Origin of the sequence: Duganella sp. S19_KUP01_CR8 (genome assembly GCF_036688705.1) — a bacterium.
GTDB lineage: Bacteria > Pseudomonadota > Gammaproteobacteria > Burkholderiales > Burkholderiaceae_D > Rugamonas.
On the sequence record NZ_JAQQPR010000013.1, the window covers coordinates 108670 to 133213 of the forward strand.

Consider the following 24544-nt stretch of genomic DNA (forward strand, 5'->3'; position numbering starts at 1 on the left):
ATCATTATGCCAATTATCAAAGTAAATGCGGCGATTCATACTGCGTCCATCAAAACTTTTATCTGGAGCAAACCATGAAAGCCATCGCCGTCACCAACACCGCCCTGCAAGACGTGGAAATCGCCGTTCCTGTCGCCACCGGCCACGATCTGCTGGTCAAGATCGAAGCCGTCTCCGTCAATCCGGTCGACACCAAGGTGCGCGCCGGCGAAGCGGCCGACGCCGCCCCGCGCGTGCTGGGCTGGGACGCCGCCGGCACCGTGACCGCCGTCGGCCCGGACGTGACCCTGTTCAAGGTGGGCGACGCCGTCTACTACGCCGGCAGCATCATCCGCCCCGGCGCCAACAGCGAATTCCACCTGGTCGACGAGCGCATCGTCGGCCGCAAGCCGGCCAGCCTGGACTTCAACCACGCCGCCGCCCTGCCGCTGACCTCGATCACGGCCTGGGAAGCGCTGTTCGACCGCCTGGCGATCCGCCGCGACGGCGCCGACGCCGGCAAGCGCGTGCTGGTGATCGGCGGCGCCGGCGGCGTCGGCTCGATCGCCATCCAGCTGGCCAAGCAGCTGGCCGGCCTGACGGTGATCGCCACCGCCTCGCGTCCGGAATCGGCCAAGTGGGTGCGCGAACTGGGCGCCGACCATGTGATCGACCACAACGGCGACATGGCGGCGCAACTGCTGGCGCTGGAGATCGCCAGCGTCGACTACGTGCTGTGCCTGAGCGACACCGATCCGCACTTCGACGCCATCGCGCAAGTGGTCGCGCCGCAAGGCAAGGTGGTCAGCATCGTCCACAACACCGCGCCGCTGGACATGGACAAGCTGTTCGCCAAGAGCGTGACCTGGGTGTGGGAAATGATGTTCACCCGCTCGATGTTCGGCACGCCGGACATGATCGAACAACACAAGCTGCTGGACGAAGTGGCGGCATTGATCGACGCCGGCAAGTTGAAGACCACGCTTGGCGAGGTCTACGGCAAGATCAGCGCCGCCAACCTGCGCCGTGCGCACGAGGCGCTGGAAAGCCGCCGCACCATCGGCAAGATCGTGTTGTCGGGCTTCTAAGCGCAGTCATTCCCGCGCACGCGGGAATCCATACTGAGCTGAACGGGATACTCAGCATGGGTTCCCGCCTGCGCGGGAACGACGGTGTGCCGTCCGGGGCTGTACAATGACTGGCTGTTCCCCAGCCAGATCGTTGCCCGATGTCCAAAGCCCCCCAATTCGGTCTCAATGTCCCGCAAAGCGAGGCCGTCATGTACCTGGACGGCCCATGCCTGGTGCTGGCCGGCGCTGGCTCGGGCAAGACGCGCGTGATCACCCAGAAGATCGCCCACCTGATCGAGGACCGCGGCTACGATCCGCGCACCATCGCCGCGCTGACCTTCACCAACAAGGCCGCGCTGGAGATGCAGGAGCGTATCGCCAAGCTGCTCAAGCAGCCTCGGCAGGCCAAGCAGTTGACGGTCTCGACCTTCCATTCGCTGGGCGTCAAGATCCTGCGCCAGGAAGCCAACGGCGTCGGCCTCAAGGACCGCTTCTCCATCATGGACAGCGACGACTGCGGCTCGCTGATCCAGGACATGGCGATCACCACCGACAAGCAGGTGGTGCGGCGCATCCAGACCGATATTTCGCTGTGGAAGAACGGCCTGGTCGATCCGGCGATCGCGCTGCACAACGCCAAGGACGAGGACGAGGCGCAATCTGCCCGCATCTACGCCAGCTACGTGGCGACCCTGTCGGCCTACCAGGCGGTGGACTTCGACGACCTGATCCGCCTGCCGGTGGAACTGTTCCGCAGCAACGAGCCGGTGCGCGATAAGTGGCAACGCCGCCTGCGCTACCTGCTGATGGACGAATACCAGGACACCAACACCTGCCAGTACGAGCTGGTCAAGCTGCTGGTGACGGGCATCGGCAAGAAGCCGATGTTCACCGCCGTGGGCGACGACGACCAGGCGATCTACGCCTGGCGCGGCGCGTCGGTGGAAAACCTGAAGACGCTGCAAACCGACTTCCCCGACCTGCAGGTGATCAAGCTGGAGCAGAACTACCGCTCCACCACCCGCATCCTGCAAGCGGCCAACGCGGTGATCGGCAACAATCCCAAGCTGTTCGAGAAATCGCTGTGGTCCGAGCACGGCCTGGGCGAGCCGATCAACGTGCTGGGCATGGCCAACGACGACCAGGAAGCCGAGCAGGTGGCCATCATGATCTCTGCCGACCATTTCCAGCGCAAGAACAAGTGGTCCGACTACGCCATCCTGTATCGCGGCAACCACCAGGCCCGCATCATCGAACAGACCTTGCGCAAGGAGCGTATTCCGTACACGATCTCGGGCGGCCAGAGCTTCTTCGACAAGGCCGAGATCAAGGACATCATCAGCTACCTGCGCCTGCTGGCCAACACCGACGACGATCCGGCCTTCATCCGCGCCGTGACCACGCCGCGGCGCGGCGTCGGCCAGTCGACCCTGGAAACGCTGGGCACCTTCTCCGGCCAATGGCAGTGCTCGCTGTTCGAGGCGGTGTTCAAGGGCGGCATCGAAGGTCTGCTGAACGACCGCCAGCTGCTGCCGTTGCGCGAGTTCTGCAACTTCATCAACAACCTGGAAGCGCGCGCCAGCCGGCCCGGTCCGAGCGGCAGCGGCGACAACGCGGCGCAAGTGCTGGACGACTTGCTGGAAGCGATCAACTACGAATCCTTCCTCTACGATATGTTCGACGAGCGCGCCGCGCAGGCCAGGTGGCAGAACGTGCTGGAGTTCACCAACTGGCTCAAGGAGCGCGGCCGCGGCGGCAAGGACCGCGACAGCGAAGAAAAGAACGTGCTGGAGCTGACGCAGATGGTGGCGCTGATGTCCATGCTCGAAGGCCAGGACGAAGACCCGGATGCGGTGCGCATGTCGACCCTGCACGCGTCGAAGGGGCTGGAGTATCCGCACGTGTTCCTGGTCGGCGTCGAGGAAGGCATCCTGCCGCACAAGGGCGATCCCGATGCGCCGGCCGAGACCATCGCCGCCCGCGTGCAGGAAGAGCGGCGCCTGATGTACGTCGGCATCACGCGCGCGCAGCGCACGCTGCAGATCACCTGGTGCAAGAAGCGCAAGCGCGCTGGCGAACAGGTGCATTGCGATCCGTCGCGCTTCATCAAGGAGATGGAGCTCGACGTCGGCAACGCCGTGCCGGCCGAGTCCGAAGTGCTGACGCCGAAGGAGCGGCTGGCACGCATGAAGGAACTATTGACCACACCGAAGACGTAATCGGGCCGGCCTTGTGCTAGCATCGGCATGTGCCGTCCTGGCGCGATTCCAACGGAGGTGATCCTTGCGTACCCAACTCATTGCGTCTCTTGTTTTCGCCTGCGCCCTGCTGCCGGTAGCCCGCGCCGCCGACTTCGCCACCAAGGCGGAAGCCGAGGCGATGGTGAACAAAGGCCTGAAGTTTTTGAAGGCCAACGGCAAGGACAAAACCTACGTCGAGATCAGCAAGAAGGACGGCCAGTTCAGCGACCGCGACCTGTACCTGACCGTGTACGGCCTGGACGGCGTGGTGCGCGCGCACGGCGCCAACGCCAAGATGATCGGCAAGAACCTGCTGGAAATTAAGGACGTCGACGGCAAGGCCTTCGTCAAGGAGCGCGTCGAGCTGGCGAAGAAAAACAAGCCGTTCTGGCAGGACTACAAGTTCACCAATCCGGTCAGCGGCCAGATCGAACCGAAGGCGATGTACTGCGTGCCGGAAGACGACATGGTGGTCTGCGGCGGGGTCTACCTCAAGTAAGGCCACTAAGGCGGTAGAATGCGTGCTTTCCAGCAGGGAGTACGCCGTGAGCACCAACGAAGACCGCTTTATCGATATTGAAATCAAACTGGCGCACCAGGAGCACATCGTGGAGTCGCTGAACCAGCGCGTCTACGAGCAACAGCAGCAGATCGACAAGCTGGAGCAGATGTGCGCGGCGCTGGTACAGCATGTGCGCGACCAGGCGCAAGGTGGCGGCGGCGGCGGCGCGCTGGCGCACGAGCCGCCACCGCACTACTGATTACGCCAGCACGGCCCGCAGCGCTTCGACCACGATCGCATGGTCTTCCGCCTGGCGCAGGCCGGAGACGGTGGCCGTGCCGATCAGTCCGACATTCTTGACCACCACCGGGAAGGAACCGCCGTAGGGCGCGTATTCTTTCGGGTCCAGGTACTTCACTTCCTCGAACGCCACGCCGCGATTCTTATAATCGGTGCCGATGTGGAACGAGCAGCGGCCGAAGCGCGTCACCACATTGCTCTTGCGGCGTATCCAGTCGGCCTGGTCCGGCGTCGCGCCTTGCATCGCGTGGTGGAACAGCACCTTGCCGTTGACCGTCACGTTGACGGTGACGCTCTTTTCACGCTGCCTGGCCAGCTCGACCACCTTCAGGCCCAGCGCCAGCGCGGTGTCGCTGGTGAAGGCGGTGAATTGCAGTTCCTTTTCCTGCTGCGCCAGGGTTTCCAGCAGCTCGACATAATTTTCCATCGTTGATCCTTGTCCGGTACAAGACGGCAGTGTAGCCGAGCTGCCCAGACTAGCGGAAGTCGAACCGCGGAGCGGCGGCCTTTTGCTCGGCCTTGGTCTGCCATTCGCGCGCCTGCGCCGCATCCGCCTTCAGGCCCAGTTCGCCTTTTTTGTAGGCGGTGGCCAGGCGGCGCATGGCGGCTTCAAAGTCCAGGTTGGCCGAGCGCAGGTACATGGCGGCGGCGATCGTCGCACTTTGCTGCACGCCCAGTCCGGCTTCGTGCAACCCCGCCAGGCGATACAGGCTGTCCGCATTGTTTTGCGCGGCCGCCAGCTGGTATTGCGCCGCCGCGCGGCCCAGGTCTTTGTCGACGCCGAGTCCACGCTCGTACAGGCCGCCCAGCGCAGCCTGGGCATTGCCGTTGCCTTGTCCGGCGGCGCGGATATACCAGTCGCGCGCGGCGGCGTAGTCTTGCGCGACGCCGCTGCCGGTTTCGTAGGCGTAACCCAGATTGTTCTCGGCCACCGCGTTGCCGTTCTTGCTGGCGGCGCGCTGCCATTTCACGCCCTCGACCGGATCGGCGGCGACGCCGAACAGGCCGTGGGATAGCACCAGGCCCAGCCGGATTTGCGAGCCGACGTTGTTATCGGCCGCCGCCAGGCGCAGGTAGCGCAAGCCTTCCTCGTTGTTTTGTACGACGCCTTTGCCGGTCAGGTACATGGTGGCCAGATCGCGCTCGGCGTCCGCATTGTGCTTGGCGGCCGCCCGTTCCAGCAATTGCAGCGCCTGCGGCAGGTCCTCGGGAACGCCTTTGCCGTACAGGTAGAACAAACCCAGGTTGGCTTCACCCCAGGTGTTGCCGCCGTCGGCCGCCTTGCGATACCACTTGGCGGCTTCGGCCAGATCGCTCGGAACGCCGCGGCCATAGGCATGCAGCACGCCGATATTGCTTTCCGCCCGGTGGTCGCCCTGCGCAGCCGATTTCAGATACCAGGCCATCGCCTCGGCATAATCCCTGGCGACACCCTTGCCATGGTCATAGCGGTTGCCCAGTTCCAGCTGCGCGGTCGCGTTGCCGGCTTCCGCGGCTTTGCGATACCAGACCGTCGCTTCGGCCTGGTCCTTGGACGCGTCCGATCCGTTCGCCAGCCGATGGGCCAGCTCAAACTGCGCGTCCGCCAGGCTCTTGTCCAGCACGGTGCGGAACTGCTCCAGGCTGGCCGCCTGGTTGGCCGCGCCGTTGCTGTAAGCCTTGGCCAGCATGTACAGCGCTTCGGGATCGCCGGCCAGCGCGGCATCGTGGTATTGCTTCACCGCCTGCTGATCGACCTTGATCCTGGAGACGCCCTCCAGTTCCCACACGTACTGCATCTGTTGCCAGGCGCTGACTGGTTTGCCGTCCAGGATGCCCGGCTTGAAGCGGCACAGGCGCAGGCCGTTCACGGCCGCGTCGTCGAGCAGCGGGAAGCCGCTGGAGCGGGTCACTTTGGTGTCGGCGACGCTGCCGTCGGCGGCGATCAGGAAGGACAGGGTCACGGTGCCGGTTTGTTCCTTGCGCAGCGCTTCCTTGGGCCAGGCCGGTTTGGTGCAGCTACTGAAATCGGCGACCGGCTTGGTGCGCGGCTCAGCGGCGTGGGCGGCCAGCGAGACCGTGACGCCGAGCGCTGCGGCCAGCAGCCGCCGGGTGGAAAAAGTCTGGCCCATGGCGTATCCTTAATGTTTCAAATTTGAAAACGGGCAGGATAGGCGGAAATTGGTTATCTGTCTATTACCGGCAGGATAGGCGTGGCGTGTCGAATTTGCGGACCGTCGTTCGTCGTAGGTTATAGAGGGCTGTCCTCTCACTCACAGGAGATACGATCATGACTACGAATACTGTACAACTGCAACGGGTATTGAAGGCCAAGGCGGAGCGCGTCTACCGCGCCTTCCTGGATGCCGATGCGCTGGCCAAATGGCTGCCGCCGCATGGCTTCACCGGCAAGGTGCATGCGCTGGACGCCAAGGTGGGCGGCGGCTACCGCATGTCGTTCACCAATTTCACCACCGGCGGCGGCCATCACTTCGGCGGCGAGTACCTGGAGCTGGTGCCGAACCAGCGCCTGGTCTACACCGGCAAGTTCGACGATCCCAACCTGCCCGGCGTGATGCAGACCACCGTGACGCTGCGCGACGTGTTCTGCGGCGTGGAGCTGAAAGTGGTGCAGGAAGGCATACCGGCGGTGATCCCGACGGAAGCCTGCTATCTGGGCTGGCAGGAGTCGCTGGTGCTGCTGGCGCAGTTGGTGGAGCCGGAGATACGCGAGTAAATTGAAAGGACGGAAACAGTGGAGATATTCGCCGGAAAACTGCGCTTCGCCGAGGGCGGGAATGTTCGACGTGCTGTCGGACGTTGGTTTAAAAATTTTCTGGCGCTGGTGGGCTTGTTGGCTTTGCTGGCAGGCGCGGCGCGTTTTTTGCTGGGTTACTTCGGGGACCAGCCCTTCCAGACGAAGGAGATGCGCTCGCCTGACGGCAGGTACAAGGCGGTGCTGCTCAACGAGAACGGCGGAGGCGGCATTTCTCCCTATTGCATCGATACGATCGTGGTCCTACCTGCCGACGTGAAGGTCGATGCGCGCGATGATGCCCAGGTCGTTTATGTGGGCGGTTGCGGCAGCTTCCGTGACCTGGCGACAAACAATCTGCGCAACGGTCCGGATGTCAAATGGCTCGCGGCCAATCGTCTGGAGATTCGTTTTCCGCAAGAGAGCGTGGGCGGGGTCGCAGCGATGCGCCTGAAGCAGCATGCCGTCAAGGGCAGTGTGATCGTCACCTACCGAATCGACAGCAGTTACTGATTGTTGGGCTATCGGCCCTTGCGCAGTTTAATGCAGCAAGCGTACTAGAGCAGACCGTAGACTTTGACGATCAAGCTCATCGTGCCAAGGGCCGTGGTCAGACAGATGCTCAGCAGAATGCGGAAGTCCGTGGTGCGTATCTTCATTAACTGCTCGTGTACCCGCACAAACTCGGCGTCCACACGAGAAAACTGGGCGTCCACTCGAGTGAAGCCACCGCGCATTTCCTCGCGCAGTCCAGATATGGCCTGCCCCTGGTAGTCGATCGCTGTTTCAAAATGGGCAACGCGCTCGGCGATGCGGTGCTGTTCCTGCTGGGGCTGATTGTTACCATTCATGGTGGACTCCTCGGAAGCATTTACCACTTTACGCCAGCATGCACGCGCAGCATAGCGCACACGATTGATGCAGGTCCCTATGGTACGGCGGCCCCGGCAGTGAAGTATTTAGCGCAGGCGTTATCATCTTCATGTGGTGCTATGATCTAATGGTCATCCGGATATTCATGAGGTCCTCATGTACACGTTTTCTTTGGCTGAAGCAAAAGCGCAGCTGAGCAAGCTGATCGAGTTGGTGGAGGGCGGTGAACAGGTGACGATCACCAAGCGTGGAAAAGCGGTCGTTAAGATTGTGAAAAGCGACCCGCCCCGCCAGCATGTCCCAAGCTTGACCGAACACCGGGCCGGCATTCGTTATCTGGGTGAGCCGGCAGCTGAATTCATACGCGAAATGCGGGATTCGGATCGCTTCTGATGCGGTATAAAGGGTGACGAGAAATGGGCAAGGTGGTCAGTCGCCAAAGATGTAGTTCGGGGCGTTGCTGCTATCGAGCCAGTGAGCGGCTACCGTACTGCCTAGAGTCGCAGCCTTGCGTAGCCATATCTGGCCTTGCTTGAGGTCCGGAGCCGTATGTATCCCTCGAGTGAGCATGTATCCCATCACCGCCATCGCCTGAACATTTCCACCTGCCGCCGCACGTTGCAGGAGGTTCCAGCCTTCCGATTCGCTTTGTGGTACGCCCTTGCCTGCAAAGTACAACTCACCAAGCGTCGCCTCTGCTTCGGGGTGACGCTGTTGCGCAGCTTTGCCGATCCAAACTATGGCTTGAGACAAGTCTTTATCGACACCCTTGCCGCGCAAGTACATTAAGCCCAGATGCGTTTGAGCCGCAGGAATTTCTGCCTCGGCCGCCTTGCGGTACAAGACGGCGGCCTTGGAGTCACTATGTTCGACGCCAGTGCCGCTTTCATAGTATCCGCCCAATTTCTCCTCTGATGCATGATCGCCTTGATCGGCGGCCTTGCGGTACCACTCTGCTGCAAGAGCCGCATTGCGAACGACTCCAGTCCCTGTTTCGTAGAGACCGCCCAGCTTCAGTTGGGCCTTGGCGTTGCCTTGTTCCGCAGCTTTTTGATAGTAGCCCACTGCTTGCTCAGGATTCTTTGGTACTCCCATCCCATAGGTCAAGCTGTTTGCCAATTCGTATTGAGCATCCGCTTGCCCGCGCTCCGCTGCAAGGAGAAACATTTTGGCCGCATATTCCAGGTTCTGAGGCAAGCCGTTTACGCCGCGATAGAGCATGCCCAATTTGTATACGGCCGTCATATCCCCTTTCAATGCAGAGGCACGATAGGCTTCTGCTTGGGCCAAGGCTTCTTTCGTCTGTTCCGGTGTTTCGATCGTCCACACATATTGCATCTGCGTCCAGGCTCCGACCGTTATGCCATTAACCTTTGCAGGGCTAAATTGACAGCGCTCGATGCCGCGTTGCGCTGCCTCGTCTAATAATGGAGCGCCGCTTGACTTGACGATGACTGAGTCCCGGACCGTCCCGTCTTCGTCAATCAGGAAAGACAGCGTTACAGTGCCTGTTTGCTCCTTGCGCAGAGCTTCCTTGGGCCACTCGGGCTTCTGGCAGCTATTGAAGTTCGCTATTGGGCGTGTGTCTTGCTGCTCGCCGGCGGATATACTGCCTGCGCTCGCCAACATGGCCAAGCCTAGTGCTGGAGTCAGGATCTTTTTTTTGAAAATGTTCGATTTCATCGCAGCGCTATGAAGGAGTTGTGGCAGCGAAGTGTATGTGGATAAGTAAAGCTTGTCGAGTTGCGTGTCCGCACCCGTTTAACGCATCGGGAGCAGACCAAAGACCTTGATGAGCAAGCCCATGGTGCCGAGGGCCGTGGTCAAGCAGATACTCAACAGAATGCGGAAGTCCGTGGTGCGTATCTTCAGCAGTTGCTCATGTACGCGAACGAACTCGGCGTCCACACGGGCGAAGCCAGCCCGCGTTTCGTCGCGCAGCCCAGATATGGCCTGCCCCTGGTAGTCGATCGCCGTCTCAACACGGGCAACGCGCTCGGCGATGCGGTGCTGTTCCTGCTGGGGCTGATTGTTGCCGTTCATAGTGGACTCCTCGGAGGCATCGACTACTTTACGCCAGCTTGCCTGCGCAGCATAGAGCACACGATTGATACAGGTCTGAACGCTATAGCTGACCCGGCAGTGAAGGATTCGGTTAAGCTTGCCGTACTTTCAAAAAGCAGCAGGGAGCAGGCATGGGCAAAGGCAGGTTGGAAGCATTCAGCGATGGTGTCATCGCGATCATCATCACCATCATGGTGCTGGAACTAAAGGTGCCGCATGGTGCGGAATGGGCGACGCTGCTGCCTTTGTGGCCGGTGTTTCTCAGCTATGTGCTGAGCTTCATTTACGTTGGAATATATTGGAATAATCACCACCACTTGGTCCATACGGCTACCCAAGTCACCGGCGGGGCGCTGTGGGGAAATCTACATCTGTTGTTCTGGCTGTCGCTAGTGCCATTCGTGACCGGGTGGATGGGTGAGAACCATTTCGCTGCCGTGCCGCTGGCCTGCTATGGCTTAGTGCTGTTCATGTGCAGTGTCGCGTACTTTATCCTCGCAACCTGTCTTGCTGCAAACAACGAAGCGTTAAAGATTGCGCTAGGCAAGGATCGCAAGGGGAAGCTGTCCACGCTGCTGTATGCAGTAGGCATCGGTGTATCGCTTGTGACGCCGATGGCTGGTTTTGCAGTCTACATCTTTGTCGCAATGATCTGGTTCGTCCCTGATCGCAGGTTCGAGCGCAGGTAATGATGGGGGAGCATCCCACACGGACAGGCTTATAGGTGTCGAAAAGGTGCGCGACAATGAACCGAAACGCACGAAATACCGGTTAGATAAGATCAATGCGTCGCATGGCACGGTGTATGGAGAGATAATCGGTGATGCCTTCATGAAACGGAGCTTCATGGGTCCGCTTGAAACTGAAGCGTGGGCCTACAGAGAGTGCAAGAAGGGGAGGTAGCCTAGCTGAACAAGCGCCGCCCCACACCGCGATTCCCTTGACTACTTGCGGGCCTTCTGCTTACCTATTGCTTTCATTAGGTGATTGACCGCACCGGTAAGCTCGGCCTCGTCTTTCAGCGCAACGTTCATACGGTCTACCAACTCCGTTAAAACGATACGGATGCTGGTTGCAAGTTGCAAGCACTCGTCGTCTGTAGTGGCGTGAAGACCTTCGCTTAGCGCTGAGTGAAGTAGCATAAGGGGGTTATGCCCGTTAATTAGCAGTATTTGCGGGATGGCGTGTTTGATTGACTCGATAGCTTTTGAAAATTGGACTTCTGCTTGTGCGGCCACCAGTTCAGATAACACCTCTTCTGCTGCACCAAGCCGAGCAGCGACGCGATGCACCTCGGCTAAGATGCGCCCTTTTTGGTTTTCTACTACACGGCGATAGTATGCAAATGCAGCGATTCCAAGCCCTTGATTCTCACAGCGACGCCCCTTTAGGAAATAGTCACGCTCGCCGCCAATTAGGCTGATTACTTTTGCAGGCGTAGGTGGCCCAAAAGGCGGTTCTTCACCAAATTTGAAAAGGTAGCCATTATCACCTTCTTCGTCGGGCAATACCGTCACCGCATACGTCTTCTTCGTTTTGCGACAGTGGCGGCAGATGAACTCAACGAAATGTTCGGTAGTGCTTTCGCGCTTTATGGCGTGGATGCCAGTGTGGGCGAAATACCTAACACCCTGACAGTCGTCCGAATCGCAATGAAGCTGGACTAATGGAACTCTCAGGACGGGTATGTAAGAATTTCCTTGCCGGGATGAAGCGATGATTTCGTCTACCATCGCCCCCTTGCCGGGCTGACAGGATTCAAAAAAAGTCTTCAAACTTATGCGCTCGGCAGGTGGGTTCTGCTCTTCAGTCACTGGCGTTAACAAAGTGGTCATGTTGAGTTGTACTGTTGATGGTCAAATGAATTCGTTACCGTAGTACCGTCTAGCTGGAAAGAAATCATGGAACTGGTAGGGTGTAGCCGTGGCATGGTCGCAAAACAAGCAGCGCTGCCAGGTACCTTAAATCGAAGCCTGAGGATTGTTCCTCTGTCCACCGGCTTGTTAAATCGCCCAGTGGCCCCCTCAGGATTTTTTTTAGGTGTCCGATCAGAAGGGTATATCAGTCGTCTCTTCTTTCGGGGTCCGATGAAGGACGAACAAGTCTTCGTTCGCGTCCAACCAAATCCAGCCAGTCTCCGTCAGTTCAAGGCAGGCATATATTTCACCGTCACGTTCGTCTTCCTCTGAGGTTTCGTTTATGAACCCCTTCGCTAATAAGCGCCGCACGCCTAAGTTGAAACCAATCAGTGTTACACCAGCGGCCTCCGCATCGCGCCTTGCGGAATAAAGTGCCACCGCGCTTCCCGGACTGGCACCACCAGCCAAAATAGCCACAACGCGCACTTCAACTGACGACAGGCCATCGACCGGCGAAACCGCATCGTTCGCAGACATTACCTGCAAAGTTTCGGCCTTTTTGACGTAAGCAGTTATCTTTGCCGTGATCGCGTCACGCAGCGCATCGAAGTCACTGGGTGATTCGGTTTTGTAGGTGATGATCGTGCGGTGCTGAATATCGAAAGGGAACTTCGTACGCCCTTCTTTACACACCATCACGACCTGCTTGCCTTGAGAAAAAGCGTACCCCAGTTCGTACCAGACGTTCGGGTTGTCCTCGCTGATGTCGGCAAGGCAGACCACCGCGTTACGAATGCCAGCTTCAATGGACTCAATCGGTACTGATACGCTTGGGTCGTGATCGACACGGTACGGTTCATACCCTGCGGCGACAATGGCTGGCGCGTACACGTCGTTATACCGCTTGTCATAGGCTCCGCCATCGAAGGGCTGTATCACAAAGCATGTTGCCATTGCTACTCCACATTAAAAAAGACAAGCATACCAGTATGCCACCGTATTTCGTGCGGGTAACGGGGATGTTCGACTGAACAACCGTTATGCCCTATGGATTTAACCGCCCTTGGAAAATCGCTTGAACAACGGATCGTGAACCTCCTGCGCTTCATTCATCCATGCCTCGGCTTGCTCTTCTTGTTCCGCTGCCGTCATGGCTACCCAAACGCTGGCACACGACCGGCATCGGTGCATGAAATTACCGCTGGCGCTCTCGGTATATCCCATCGGCTTGTCAACCACACCGCATTGCTTGCACGTAGTCCAGTGACCGCAGACGTAGTGCTTAGGAACAGGCGAGTACTTGTGCAGCGCGAGAATCGCGGCATCAACAGTGGTGCCCAAGGGTTCAAATCGCACTTCGATCTGGTTCAAAGGGTCCGAAGCGACGGCGGTCCAAGCACCATCGCGTTTTGTCACAACGGGGTCTTTGTAGCCCATCTTTTCCAGCATTCGAGCGAGTCGATCAGCGGCGGAGTAGGATGCCACGGTGAGCCCTTTTGAATTTTTATGAACTTGCGATGATACCCGCTTCCCGACGCCCTACAACTTCATCCAGCGACACGTTGTACTCCAACGCCTGAATCTCGCCCCCTTCATGCATCCTTTCAGCCGTTTCTCGACTGCAAGTCGTCGAGCTAATGTCGCCATCCTTGCTGTATTTGATCGGCATCGGCGTATCGCTGGTCGAACCGATGGCCGGTTTCGCGGTCTATGTGAGCGTCGCGATGATCTGGTTTACTCCGGGTCGCCGCTTCGAGCAGCGCTAGCGTTCTGATTCAAGGCCTTCTGCCTGGCCTTGCTGAGCGACTCCACCGCGCGGCGATACGATCCTGCCACCAGCTCGGTCAGGTAGTCGGCCGGGAACTTGCTCACGTCGACAATGGTCACCCAGTGAAAGCGCCCCATGTAGCGCGCCGGCTTCACGCCCGACACGTCGGTCAGCTCGAGGAAACGGTCCGGCGTCACGCGCAGGCTGAAGCGCCAGCGTTCCGGTTCGCTGGTCTTGAAGTAGGCGAAGGTCTTGCCCTCGACCTTGTAGACCAGGATGTTCGACGGCTCGCCGTGCAGGGTTTCCACCGTGCCGGGGTATTGCTGGCAATGTCGTTTCAGCTGTTGAGTGTTCATTTCGGCGGTGATGTTGCAACGGAGCCTCAGTGTAGCGGTAAAAATGCCAATTCGACAAAGCATTCTTCGGAAAAAGCCCCCGCTTTCCAATCAAGTGCAGTGCAGCATTTTTTGCCAGTGACTGCCGCCATATCACCCTGATATCATCTTGCGCTTCCATGCTGCGCTTAGTCGCGTCAGCATTTTTCCTCGGCGTTTAATGAAAGATGTCACCATGTCCCGTCCTCAAGTGCTCGTAATCGCGGCCGCCCTCGGCCTGGCCTTCTCCCAGACCGTGTTGGCCGCCCCTGCCCCCGCCGCCGCGCTGGCCGGCAACCCGCTGGCCGCCGCCAGCACGCTGCCGTTCCACTACCCGGCATTTGACCAGATCAAGGACGAGCACTTCCAGCCGGCCTTCGTCGAAGGCATGCGCATCCAGCTGAAGGAAATCGCAGCGATCGCCGACAACAAGAAGCCGGCCACGTTCGAGAACACCATCGTCGCCATGGAAAAATCCGGCGAGCTGCTGACCCGCGTGCAAACCACCTTCGGCAACCTGCAAGGCGCCAACACCAACGACAAGCTGGACGCGATCGATAGCGAGATGTCGCCCAAGCTGGCCGCCCACGGCGACGCCATCTACCTGAACGCCAAGCTGTACGCCCGCGTGAAATCGCTGTACGACAAGCGCGACCAGCTCAAGCTCGACGCCGAGTCCAAGCACCTGCTGGAACGCTATCACACCGATTTCGTCCGCGCCGGCGCCAAGCTGTCCAACGCCGACAAGGAAAAACTCAAGACCCTCAACGGCGCCATCGCCACGCTGCAAACCACCTTCACCCAGAACGTGCTGAAGGAAACCAACGCCTCGGCGCTGGTGGTCGACACCCGCGAAGAACTGGCCGGCATGACCGACGCCGCCATCGACGCCGCCGCAGCCGCCGCCAAGGCCAAGGGCATGGACGGCAAGTTCCTGGTCGCCATCGTCAACACCAGCGGCCAGCCGCCGCTGGCCGTGCTGACCAACCGCGCCGTGCGCGAGCGCCTGATGGCCGCATCGCTGACGCGCGGCAGCCACGGCGGCGAGTTCGACAGCCGCGAAGTGGTGCTGAAAATCGCCAAGGCGCGCGCCGAGAAAGCCACCCTGCTGGGCTACGCCAACTTCGCCGCCTACTCGCTGGAAGACCAGACCGCGCACGACACCGCCGCCGTCAACAAGCTGCTGGGCGAGCTGGCCAAGCCGGCCGTCACCAACGCCAAGAAAGAAGCGGCCGACCTGCAAGCCGTGGTCGACGCCGACAAGGGCGGCTTCCAGATCGACGCCTCCGACTGGGCCTTCTACACCGACAAGGTGCGCGCCCAGCGCTTCGCCTTCGACGAGAACCAGTTGAAGCCTTACTTCGAGCTGAACAACGTGCTGACCAACGGCGTGTTCTACGCCGCAGGCAAGCTGTACGGCCTGTCGTTCAAGGAGCGCAAGGACCTGCCGGTGTACAACCCGGACGTGCGCGTGTTCGATGTGTTCGACGCCAACGGCAAGCAACTGGCCATCTTCCTGGCCGATATGTACGCCCGCAGCAACAAGCAGGGCGGCGCCTGGATGAACGAGTACAGCTCGCAGTCGTCGCTGCTGGGTACGCACTCGGTGGTGGCCAACCACCTCAACATTCCCAAGCCGCCTGCCGGCGAGCCGACGCTGCTGACCTACGATGAAGTCAAGACCGCCTTCCACGAGTTCGGCCACGCGCTGCACGGCATGTTCTCCAACGTGAAGTACCCGCGCTTCTCCGGCACCAGCGTGCCGCGCGACTTCGTCGAATACCCGTCGCAAGTGAACGAGATGTGGGCGGTGTGGCCTGAGGTGCTGTCCAACTACGCCAAGCACTACAAGACCGGCGCGCCGATGCCGAAGGAACTGCTGGACAAGGTCATCGCGTCGAAGAAATTCAACCAGGGCTTCCTGACCACCGAGTACCTGTCGGCTTCGCTGCTGGACCAGCGCTGGCACCAGCTGACGCCGTCGCAGATCCCGACCGACGTGCTGGGCTTTGAAGCGCAATCGCTGAAGGACATGGGCGTGGACTTCGCGCCGGTGCCGCCGCGCTACCGCACCACCTACTTCTCGCACAGCTTCTCCGGCGGCTACTCGGCCGGCTACTACGCCTACCTGTGGTCCGAGAAACTGGACGCCGACACTGTCGAGTGGTTCAAGGAAAAAGGCGGCCTGAAACGCGAAAACGGCGACTGGTTCCGCGCCAAGCTGCTGTCGCGCGGCGGCACCGACGATGCGATGAACCTGTTCCGCAACTTCCGCGGCCGCGATCCGATCATCGAACCGCTGCTGGAGCGCCGCGGCCTGACCGGTAAATAAGTCGCAGCAGAGCAAGGAAGCAGGGGCCGGACCCGATTTGTGTAAGAATCGAGTCCGGCCCTTTCATTTTATGAGTAAGATAGAACTATGAGTAACGAACTGCACGGCGTGACGCTGGAAGCCATCGTAACCCGTTTGCACGCGCATTACGGCTGGGAACAGCTGGGTCAACGGATCGACATCAATTGCTTCATCAGCGATCCGAGCATCAAGTCCAGCCTGAAATTTTTGCGCAAGACACCGTGGGCCCGCGCCAGAGTCGAAGAACTCTACGTCGCCACGACATTTACCGACTAGGGGTTGAATATGGACAGCAATCTGAAGACATCACTGAGTTCCCTGCGCAGCCACCTGGCCAGCGCCGGCCCGATCGACGATGAATTGCAGGATTTGCTCAAGCAGCTGGACGGCGACATCAAGCAGTTGCTGGAGCGCCGCGCCGCCGCCGAGGCCAGCCCGGGCGAGAGCACCACCTACGGCCTGGCCGAACGCACCCAGGAAATCTCGGCCAAGTTCGCCGCCCAGCATCCGCAATTGGAGCCGGCCCTGCGCGAATTGGGCAATATCCTGTCCAGCATGGGGATCTAAACCCGCAATGCGGCCACAGGGGTCGGTCCCCGTGCGGGGTCCGACCCCACGGCTCCGGTTTGCGGGGTGGTATTCAAGGACCCGGGGAACCTAGGTCCCCGGGTAGCCGGCGTTACGGAAACGCCAGCATCGGCGGTTCCATACCGCCAAAGCTGATTTCGGGATGACGCTTGGCGATCATCTCTTCGATTTCTTCGACGCGCCGCACCGGCACGTCCACGATCAACAGCACCTGGCCCTGCTCGATGCGCGGCATAAACTGCTTGAGCCGGGTATTCGGCACGGCCGCCGCATTCATGCCGGAAGCCCAGCCGCCGAAGATCGCCCCGCCCAGCGCCACCAGCAGGATGGCGGCGGTGCGCAAGGTCATGCCGTCGACCGGGAACAGCGTCAGGAACACGCCGGCCCCGAGGCCGACGATGGCGCCGATCACCACGCCCAGCTGGGCGCCGTGCACCAGATCGGTCTTCTGCATGAAGCTGACGTCCGGCATGTCCGACGGCAGCCCGTCCCTGGCCATGAAGCGCATATGGCCGATTTCTATCCGCGCCAGCAGCAACTCGTCCAGCATGGAACGGGCGCTCGGCACGTCGGGCAGCATGAAATAAAGTCGGCGTCGCATAATGGTCTCCCGGTGACAGGTGTCTATCCGTTATAGCAAAGTTGCGGACTATAGCAATGTAAATCCATCATCATTTACACTCAAGTGATTGAATACTAAAAGAATTTTTCTTTCAGCCATGAGCGGAGCGGGGGCATTTCCGGTACAATGCTGTCCGATATGAGCTCCCCTACCAATTTATTTGCGACCGTCCCGAAACGGTCTGCCCGCGCTGCCGCCGCGCCTTTCCTGCCGATGTCCCGCGCCGAAATGGTTGCGCTCGGCTGGGACGAGTGCGACGTCATCCTCGTCACCGGCGATGCCTACATCGACCATCCGAGCTTCGGCATGGCCCTGGTCGGCCGCCTGCTGGAGGCGCAGGGCTTCCGCGTCGGCATCATCTCGCAGCCGGACTGGACCTCCGCCGAGGCCTTCCGCGCGCTGGGCAAGCCGCGCCTGTACTACGGCATCACCGCCGGCAATATGGACTCGATGGTCAACCGCTACACGGCCGACCGCAAGATCCGCTCCGACGACGCCTACACCGCCAACGGCGAACCGAACAAGCGCCCCGACCGCGCCGTCACCGTCTACGCCCAGCGCGTGCGCGAAGCCTATCCCGGCACGCCGGTGGTGATCGGCTCGATCGAAGCGTCGCTGCGCCGCATCGCCCACTTCGACTACTGGTCGGACAAGGTGCGCCGCTCGGTGCTGACCGATTCCAAGGCCGACCTGCTGATCTTCGGCAACGCCGAACGCGCGCTGGTCGACCTGACCCACCGCATGGCCGCCGGCGAAGACATCAAGTCCATCCGCGACCTGCGCGGCACCGCCTTCATGGTGCCGGCCGGCTGGCTGCCGGACGACGACTGGGGCGTGCACAACAGCACCCGCGTCGACGTGCCGGGCAAGGTCGACACCCATCCCGATCCGTACATGATGGTGCAGCAGAACACCTCGTCGTGCGCCACCGAGAACGGCGGCGCCAAGGGCGAAGTGGACGAAGGCATGGTCGAGCCGAAGCCGGTGGTGCCGGTCGAGGTGATCAAGCCTATCCGCATCATGAGCCGCGAAGAACGCCAGGCCATGGCCAAGGAAAAGCACAACAAGACCGTGGTGCGGCTGCCGTCGTACGAAACCGTCAGCACCGATCCGGTGATGTATGCGCACGCCTCGCGCGTGTTCCACCTGGAGTCGAACCCCGGCAACGCCCGCGCCATGGTGCAGGCGCACGGCGAGCGCGACGTCTGGTTGAACCCGCCGCCGCTGCCGCTGCGCATGGACGAGATGGACGGTGTCTACGACATGAACTACGCGCGCGCGCCGCACCCGGCCTACGGCAAGGCTCGCATACCGGCGTGGGAAATGATCCGGTTCTCCGTGAATATCATGCGCGGCTGCTTCGGCGGCTGCACCTTCTGCTCGATCACCGAGCACGAGGGCCGCATCATCCAGAGCCGCTCGGAGCCGTCGATCCTGCGCGAGATCGAGCACATCCGCGACAAGACCAAGGGCTTCACCGGCACCATTTCCGACCTCGGCGGCCCGACCGCCAATATGTACCGGCTGGCCTGCAAGGACCCGAAGATCGAGGAATCGTGCCGCCGCCTGTCGTGCGTGTACCCGTCGATCTGCGTCAACCTGGGCACCGACCACAGCAAGCTGATCTCGCTGTACCGCAAGGCGCGCGCGATTCCCGGCGTGAAGAAGATCCTGATTTCGTCGGGCCTGCGCTACGACATCGCCGTGCGTTCGCCGGAGTACGTCAAGGAACTGGTGACCCACCACGTGGGCGGCCTGCTGAAGATCGCGCCGGAACACACCGAAGAAAACACGCTGTCGAAGATGATGAAGCCGGGCATCGGCGCCTACGACGAGTTCAAGGAAATGTTCGACCGCTTCTCGCTGGAGGCGGGCAAGAAGCAGTACCTGATCCCGTACTTCATCGCGGCCCACCCCGGCACGACCGACCTCGACATGCTGAACCTGGCGCTGTGGCTGAAGAAGAACAACTTCAAGCTGGACCAGGTGCAGACCTTCATGCCGACGCCGATGGCCATGGCCACCACCATGTACCACACGCGCAAGAACCCGTTGCGCAAGGTGAGCGAGGATTCGGAAGTGGTCGAGACCGCGCGCAGCGGCAAGATCCGCCGCACCCACAAGGCCTTCCTGCGCTACCAGGACCCGGAGAACTGGCCCATCCTGCGCGAGGCGCTGGTGGCCATGGGCCGCGGCGACTTGATCGGCAATGGCGACAAGCACCTGATCCCGTCGTGGTCGGCGGGCGAAGGCAATGCGCCGGACCCGAGCCGGCGCACGCCGTCCGGCCCGGCGCCGAGCGCCAAGGGCGCCCGTTCCGGCATCGTCGCCAGCGCCCAGCCGCCGGCACGCCATCAGGGACAGCGCGCCAATGCGCTGACCGGTTCGCTGACGGCGCGGCAGTCGCTCGACACCAAGCCGCGCGCCTCGATCCTCGACACCATCAAGGTCAAGAAGCCGGCCGCCGCCGCGCCGGCCAAGGGCGCCAAGCCGGCCCCGCGCGGCCGCAAATAAGCCGAAAATCAGCCGGCCCGGCCGGTCCGGAAAGCAGCGTCGCCAAGGTGACGCTGCTTTTTTTTCGTCTATTCCATTCAAGAAATGTTGTTAAATACCCCCATCGGTGCAATTGCGTGGATAATTCAGGCTTGCTCCGACGATGCGTGGAGGCCGCTTGCGGCTACACTGGTTGCAAGCTGGCCACCGGTCCGGTTGGCCCCGCACGCAGACCTCATTCTGTGAACTGGAAGAACATGAAAAACTTTAAATTCCCGACCCTGTTGCTGGTACCCGTGCTGGCCATCCTGGCCGCATGCGGCGGCGGTGGCGGCAGCACGAGCAGCACGCCGGCGGTGGTCACGCTCAAATCGATCGCCGTCACGGCCAGCGCCAGCACCACCATCCCGATCGGCATCGCGGTGCCGCTGACGGCCACCGGCACATATTCGGACAACAGCACCAAGGCGCTCAACACCGCCTCCGGCCTGGTGTGGGCCTTCAAAGGCGCCGGCGCGGTGGCGACCATCGTCCCGGCCGGCAATGTGACCGGCAAGGCGGTCGGCTCCGACACCGTGACCGCGACCCAGGACGGCGTGGTCGGCACGCTGGCCATCAACGTCATCGCGCAGTGGAACGGCGTCGCCGCCGGCGGCAACCAGACCATCGGCCACAAGTCCGACGGCAGCCTGTACGGCTGGGGCTCGAACATCCGCGGCCAGCTCGGCGACAGCACCCAGGCCGACCGCAACGCGCCGGCCCTGGTCAGCGGCGGCAGCACGCTGTGGAAGCAGATGGCGGTGGGCGAGCAGTTCGTGGTGGCGCTGCGCAGCGACGGCACCCTGTGGGCCTGGGGTTCCAACCAGAACGGCACCTTGGGCCAGGGCACTACCGACACCGCTCCGCATCAGGTCCCGGTCAAGGTCGGCAAGGACACCGACTGGGCCTTTGTGGCGGCCGGCAAGGCGCACGCGTTCGCGATCAAGACCAGCGGCGTCATGTACGGCTGGGGGCGTAACTTCAACGGCCAGCTGGGCGACGGCACCAACATCGACCGGCTGGCGCCGGTCGTGATACCGCTGCCGACCGGCCTGAAGGCATGGCTGTCGGTCAGCGCCGGCGACACCCATACGCTGGCCATCATCAAGGACAACCTGAACATGTATGGCTGGGGCGGCAATTCCAGCGGCCAGGTCGGCAACGGCGGCCTGGTGGACGTCGTTTCTCCCGCCAAGATCGGCGCCTTCCAATGGTCGTCGCTGGCGGCCGGCGCCAACCATTCGGTGGCGATCCGCACCGACGGCGCCATGTACGGCTGGGGCAACAACACCTTCGGCCAGGTCGGCAACAATGGCTCGGCCAACATCAATGCGCCCACCCCGATCGGCGTCGGCAGCAACTGGCTGGCGGCGGCCTCGGGCGCCACGCACTCCATGGCGGTGACCCGCGACGGCCAGTTGTGGGGCTGGGGCAGCAACCTCGAGAGCCAGCTCGGCACCGGCGGCCCGGACAGTCCGACGCCGGTGCAGGTGGGCACCGCCAACAACTGGCTGTCGGTCACCGCCGGCGCGCTGCACAGCTTCGGCCTGCGCTCGGACAACACGCTGTGGGGCTGGGGCCGCAACGCGGAAGGCCAGTTGGGCAAGGGCGACAATGCCCAAGCGCCGGTGCCGGTCACCATCCCGAACTAAGTAGTACTACCGGCATAACAACGGACGGCAGGCAAACGCCTGGCCGTCCGTTGTGTTTTATGCCTGAGTATTGTCAGAAAGCGACGATTTCGACCGCCGAAGCAGCTACACTACTCCTAGCCCGCGATTCTCTGGAAAAACACTAGTGCCCGTACGTGATACTGTCCCCACCACATCCCCCGCCTTCGGCGCGCCGCGCCGGCGGCGCCGTGCCGGCCTGACGCTGCTGGCGCTGCTGCCCGCGCTGTGGCTGGCGCCCGCCGCGGCGCAGGACAAGGTCACGCTGCAACTCAAGCACCGCCACCAGTTCCAGTTCGCCGGCTACTACGCTGCGCTGGAGCAGGGCTATTACCGCGAGGCCGGGCTGGACGTGGCCATCCGCGAAGGCGCGGACGGCAACGAGCCGGAGCGCGACGTCGCCGCCGGCAAGGCCGAGTACGGCACCGGCGCCAGCAGCCTGCTGCTGGCGCGCCTGGCCGGCAAGCCGGTGGTGGTGCTGGGCGTGGTGTTCCAGCACTCGCCGTATGCGCTGGCGATGCGCCAGACCAGCGCCGAGCCGGACATCCGCCGCATCATCGGCAAGCGCGCGATGATCGGTTCGCTGGTCGACGAGCTGGGCAGCGCCGACGAGCTGCTGGCCTACCTGATCAAGGAAGGCATCCCCGCCAGCAGTTTCCAGCGGGTCGAGCCGAGCTACAACACGGCCGACCTGATCAACGGCAAGGTGGACGCCATCGCGGTCTACACCACCAACGAGCCGGACACCTTCGACCGCCTCGGCTTCCCCTACGACATCTACAGCCCGCGCGCGGTCGGCATCGACTTCTACGGCGACAACCTGTTCACCAGCGAGCGCGAGATCGCCAACCATCCGGAGCGGGTGCGCGCCTTCCGCGCCGCCAGCATGCGCGGCTGGCAGTGGGCCATGAGCCACCAGGAGGAGATGGCCGACCTCATCCTCGGCAAGTACTCGCGCCGCAGCGACCGCGCCCACCTGCTGTACGAGGCGCGCCAGATGGTGCCGCTGGTGCAGCCGGTGCTGGTCGAGATCGGCTACCAGAATCCGGAGCGCTGGCGCCACATCGCCGACGTCTACGCCGGCCTGGGCATGGTGCCGAAGAACGCCAATTTCGACGGCTTCATGTACCAGACCGGCGGCGGCGGCGCCAGCCTGCTGTGGCTGTACCGCGTGCTGGGCGGCGCCGCGCTGGTGCTGGTGCTGGGCGCGGCCGTCCACTTCAGCCTGCTGGCGCGCGAACGGCGCCGCGCCAACGCCGCCATCCGCACCGGCGAGCAGCGCTTCCGCACCATGTTCGAAGCCTCGCCGCTGGGCATCGCGCTGGTCGATTCGGTCACTTCCGAATACCGCGACATCAATCCGCGCTTCCAGGAAATCGTCGGCCGCTCGCAGGTCGAGCTGGGCGCCATGCGCTGGTTCGAGGGCGCGCATCCGGAGGACGTGGCCCAGCTCAAGGTGCAGATGGGACGCCTCAGCGCGCACGAGATCGGCAGCTTCAAGATCACCAACCGGCTGTTCCGCCCGGACGGCGAGCTGGTCTGGATCGAAGTGTCGGTCACCGCCATCGAGACCGAGAAGGGCACGCATCCGCACCACCTGTGCATGATCGAGGACGTCACCGACAAGAAGCAGAGCGAGGCGCTGATCTGGCAGCAGGCCAACTTCGACCCGCTGACCCAGCTGCCCAACCGCCGCATGTTCCACGACCGGCTGGCGCACGACATGCTCAAGAGCCAGCGCGACCGCTCGCACATCGCCATCCTGTTCATCGACCTCGACCACTTCAAGGAAGTCAACGACACGCTGGGCCACCACCAGGGCGACATCCTGCTGGTGGACGCGGCGCGCCGCATCAGCGCCTGCGTGCGCAAGTCGGACACGGTGGCGCGCCTGGGCGGCGACGAGTTCACCGTGATCCTGTCCGAGCTGGAGGACGCCGACCGGGTCGAGCACATCGCCCAGCACATCATCGACAGCCTGCGCCTGCCCTTCCCGCTGGGGCAGGAGCAGGCCTTCGTCTCGGCCAGCATCGGCATCACGCTGTACCCGGACGACGCGCTCGACATCGACGACCTGCTCAAGCACGCCGACCAGGCCATGTACGCCGCCAAGGGCGCCGGCCGCAACCGCTACAGCTATTTCACGCCGACCCTGCAGGTGGCCGCGCTGAACCGCATGCGCCTGACCAACGACTTGCGCGGCGCCCTCAAGGCCGGGCAGTTCGAGCTGTATTTCCAGCCCATCGTCCACCTGAAGAGCGGCCGCATCCACAAGGCCGAGGCGCTGATACGCTGGAACCACCCGCAGCGCGGCGTGGTCAGCCCGATGGACTTCATCCCGCTGGCCGAGGCCAGCGGCCTGATCATCGACATCGGCGAATGGGTGTTCCGCGAATCGGCGCGCTGGGTGCAGCGCTGGCGGCACGAGCACCACCCGGAATTCCAGGTCAGCGTCAACCAGTCGCCGCTGGAGTTCGCGCGCGAGGACGGCGCCTACGACTCGTGGCTGAACTATTTGCAGGCGCTGGGCTTGCCGGGCCAGGCGGTGGTGGTGGAAATCACCGAGGGCTTGCTGCTCGACGCCAACGCCACGGTCAGCAACAAGCTGCTGCAGCTGCGCGACGCCGGCATCCAGGTGGCGCTGGACGACTTCGGCACCGGCTACTCGTCGCTGTCCTACCTGAAGAAGTTCGACATCGACTACCTGAAGATCGACCGCTCCTTCACCCGCAACCTGGCGCCCGATTCCAGCGACATGGCGCTGTCGGACGCGATCATCGTCATGGCCCACAAGCTGGGCCTGCGGGTGATCGCCGAGGGCGTGGAAACGCCGGAACAGCGCGACCTGCTGGCCGCCGCCGGCTGCGACTACGGCCAGGGCTATCTGTTCGCCCGCCCCATGCCGGCCGAGCAGTTCGACCAGCTGCTGCGCGGCCAGTAAAACCCGATTTCAATCGAATCACTCTTGCCCAACTGAGCCAACTCGGGTGTAATGCCGGACAAATCATAGTAATTT

General features: G+C 62.0%; 25 protein-coding genes. 15 read left to right on the forward strand and 10 right to left on the reverse strand.

Going from position 1 to position 24544, the window contains the following annotated elements; genetic code table 11:
• Positions 1–74: 74 nt before the first annotated feature.
• From V6M89_RS14885 to V6M89_RS14900, 4 genes are all read left to right on the forward strand, one after another.
• A complete protein-coding gene (locus tag V6M89_RS14885) occupies positions 75–1067 on the forward strand; it encodes a zinc-binding alcohol dehydrogenase family protein (RefSeq protein ID WP_332853890.1) in 993 nt (330 codons plus the stop codon).
• A gap of 140 nt (positions 1068–1207) precedes the next feature.
• Positions 1208–3268 (forward strand): UvrD-helicase domain-containing protein, encoded by a 2061-nt coding sequence (locus tag V6M89_RS14890; protein WP_332853891.1) that lies wholly within the window; start codon positions 1208–1210, stop codon positions 3266–3268.
• 64 nt (positions 3269–3332) lie between these two features.
• Positions 3333–3788, forward strand: coding sequence for a cache domain-containing protein (locus V6M89_RS14895; RefSeq protein WP_332853892.1), 456 nt, complete (start codon positions 3333–3335; stop codon positions 3786–3788).
• Positions 3789–3834: 46 nt separating this feature from the next.
• Entirely contained in the window at positions 3835–4050 is a 216-nt protein-coding gene (locus tag V6M89_RS14900; RefSeq protein ID WP_020703788.1) for a SlyX family protein, read from the forward strand.
• On the opposite strand, the gene V6M89_RS14905 is transcribed toward V6M89_RS14900, so the two are convergent.
• A complete protein-coding gene (locus V6M89_RS14905) occupies positions 4051–4518 on the reverse strand; it encodes a heme-degrading domain-containing protein (RefSeq protein WP_217941619.1) in 468 nt (155 codons plus the stop codon).
• Between the two features lie 49 nt (positions 4519–4567).
• A complete protein-coding gene (locus V6M89_RS14910; protein ID WP_332853893.1) occupies positions 4568–6202 on the reverse strand; it encodes a TonB family protein in 1635 nt (544 codons plus the stop codon).
• A 158-nt stretch (positions 6203–6360) separates the two neighbouring features.
• Here V6M89_RS14910 and V6M89_RS14915 point away from each other — a divergent pair, with 158 nt between their 5' ends.
• Both V6M89_RS14915 and V6M89_RS14920 read left to right on the forward strand, forming a co-directional pair.
• The gene (locus tag V6M89_RS14915; RefSeq protein WP_332853894.1) at positions 6361–6807 is read left to right on the forward strand and encodes an SRPBCC family protein; all 447 of its coding nucleotides are present in this window, start codon (positions 6361–6363) and stop codon (positions 6805–6807) included.
• A gap of 18 nt (positions 6808–6825) precedes the next feature.
• Entirely contained in the window at positions 6826–7338 is a 513-nt protein-coding gene (locus V6M89_RS14920) for a hypothetical protein (protein ID WP_332853895.1), read from the forward strand.
• Positions 7339–7382: 44 nt separating this feature from the next.
• Here V6M89_RS14920 and V6M89_RS14925 read toward each other — a convergent pair whose 3' ends face one another.
• A complete protein-coding gene (locus V6M89_RS14925; protein ID WP_332853896.1) occupies positions 7383–7676 on the reverse strand; it encodes a hypothetical protein in 294 nt (97 codons plus the stop codon).
• 178 nt (positions 7677–7854) lie between these two features.
• Between V6M89_RS14925 and V6M89_RS14930 the strand changes: the two genes are divergently transcribed.
• Positions 7855–8091, forward strand: coding sequence for a type II toxin-antitoxin system Phd/YefM family antitoxin (locus V6M89_RS14930; RefSeq protein WP_332853897.1), 237 nt, complete (start codon positions 7855–7857; stop codon positions 8089–8091).
• A gap of 36 nt (positions 8092–8127) precedes the next feature.
• On the opposite strand, the gene V6M89_RS14935 is transcribed toward V6M89_RS14930, so the two are convergent.
• Together V6M89_RS14935 and V6M89_RS14940 are read right to left on the reverse strand one after the other, a co-directional pair.
• Positions 8128–9381, reverse strand: a complete 1254-nt coding sequence (locus V6M89_RS14935) for a TonB family protein (protein WP_332853898.1) — start codon at positions 9379–9381, stop codon at positions 8128–8130.
• A gap of 78 nt (positions 9382–9459) precedes the next feature.
• Positions 9460–9741, reverse strand: coding sequence for a hypothetical protein (locus V6M89_RS14940; RefSeq protein WP_332853899.1), 282 nt, complete (start codon positions 9739–9741; stop codon positions 9460–9462).
• A 152-nt stretch (positions 9742–9893) separates the two neighbouring features.
• Between V6M89_RS14940 and V6M89_RS14945 the strand changes: the two genes are divergently transcribed.
• Positions 9894–10451, forward strand: a complete 558-nt coding sequence (locus V6M89_RS14945) for a TMEM175 family protein (RefSeq protein WP_332853900.1) — start codon at positions 9894–9896, stop codon at positions 10449–10451.
• A gap of 255 nt (positions 10452–10706) precedes the next feature.
• On the opposite strand, the gene V6M89_RS14950 is transcribed toward V6M89_RS14945, so the two are convergent.
• From V6M89_RS14950 to V6M89_RS14960, 3 genes are all read right to left on the reverse strand, one after another.
• A complete protein-coding gene (locus tag V6M89_RS14950; protein ID WP_332853901.1) occupies positions 10707–11597 on the reverse strand; it encodes a hypothetical protein in 891 nt (296 codons plus the stop codon).
• A gap of 213 nt (positions 11598–11810) precedes the next feature.
• Positions 11811–12575 carry a hypothetical protein gene (locus tag V6M89_RS14955; RefSeq protein ID WP_332853902.1) on the reverse strand — a complete coding sequence of 255 codons (765 nt, stop codon included), beginning with the start codon at positions 12573–12575 and terminating at the stop codon, positions 11811–11813.
• A gap of 99 nt (positions 12576–12674) precedes the next feature.
• Complete coding sequence (locus tag V6M89_RS14960; protein ID WP_332853903.1) at positions 12675–13106, reverse strand: hypothetical protein; 432 nt, start codon at positions 13104–13106, stop codon at positions 12675–12677.
• A 152-nt stretch (positions 13107–13258) separates the two neighbouring features.
• On the opposite strand from V6M89_RS14960, the gene V6M89_RS14965 reads away from it, so the two are divergent.
• Positions 13259–13387 carry a hypothetical protein gene (locus V6M89_RS14965; protein ID WP_332853904.1) on the forward strand — a complete coding sequence of 43 codons (129 nt, stop codon included), beginning with the start codon at positions 13259–13261 and terminating at the stop codon, positions 13385–13387.
• Here the strand turns inward: V6M89_RS14965 and V6M89_RS14970 are convergent.
• A complete protein-coding gene (locus tag V6M89_RS14970) occupies positions 13356–13745 on the reverse strand; it encodes an MmcQ/YjbR family DNA-binding protein (protein WP_332853905.1) in 390 nt (129 codons plus the stop codon). The genes V6M89_RS14965 and V6M89_RS14970 overlap by 32 nt on opposite strands.
• 214 nt (positions 13746–13959) lie before the next feature.
• Between V6M89_RS14970 and V6M89_RS14975 the strand changes: the two genes are divergently transcribed.
• The 3 genes from V6M89_RS14975 (at position 13960) to V6M89_RS14985 (ending at position 16683) form a co-directional block, all read left to right on the forward strand.
• On the forward strand, positions 13960–16095 hold the full coding sequence (locus tag V6M89_RS14975) for a M3 family metallopeptidase (RefSeq protein ID WP_332853906.1): 2136 nt from the start codon (positions 13960–13962) through the stop codon (positions 16093–16095).
• An 87-nt stretch (positions 16096–16182) separates the two neighbouring features.
• Entirely contained in the window at positions 16183–16392 is a 210-nt protein-coding gene (locus V6M89_RS14980) for a VF530 family protein (protein ID WP_332853907.1), read from the forward strand.
• A gap of 9 nt (positions 16393–16401) precedes the next feature.
• The gene (locus V6M89_RS14985; protein ID WP_332853908.1) at positions 16402–16683 is read left to right on the forward strand and encodes a DUF4404 family protein; all 282 of its coding nucleotides are present in this window, start codon (positions 16402–16404) and stop codon (positions 16681–16683) included.
• Between the two features lie 112 nt (positions 16684–16795).
• Here V6M89_RS14985 and V6M89_RS14990 read toward each other — a convergent pair whose 3' ends face one another.
• The gene (locus V6M89_RS14990; protein WP_332853909.1) at positions 16796–17305 is read right to left on the reverse strand and encodes a DUF1269 domain-containing protein; all 510 of its coding nucleotides are present in this window, start codon (positions 17303–17305) and stop codon (positions 16796–16798) included.
• 234 nt (positions 17306–17539) lie between these two features.
• On the opposite strand from V6M89_RS14990, the gene V6M89_RS14995 reads away from it, so the two are divergent.
• The 3 genes from V6M89_RS14995 (at position 17540) to V6M89_RS15005 (ending at position 24469) form a co-directional block, all read left to right on the forward strand.
• Complete coding sequence (locus tag V6M89_RS14995) at positions 17540–19840, forward strand: YgiQ family radical SAM protein (protein ID WP_442881976.1); 2301 nt, start codon at positions 17540–17542, stop codon at positions 19838–19840.
• 236 nt (positions 19841–20076) lie between these two features.
• Positions 20077–21510: a hypothetical protein gene (locus V6M89_RS15000; protein WP_332853911.1), complete on the forward strand. Its 1434-nt coding sequence runs from the start codon at positions 20077–20079 to the stop codon at positions 21508–21510.
• A 145-nt stretch (positions 21511–21655) separates the two neighbouring features.
• Complete coding sequence (locus V6M89_RS15005; protein ID WP_332853912.1) at positions 21656–24469, forward strand: EAL domain-containing protein; 2814 nt, start codon at positions 21656–21658, stop codon at positions 24467–24469.
• The last annotated feature ends 75 nt before the right edge of the window (positions 24470–24544 follow it).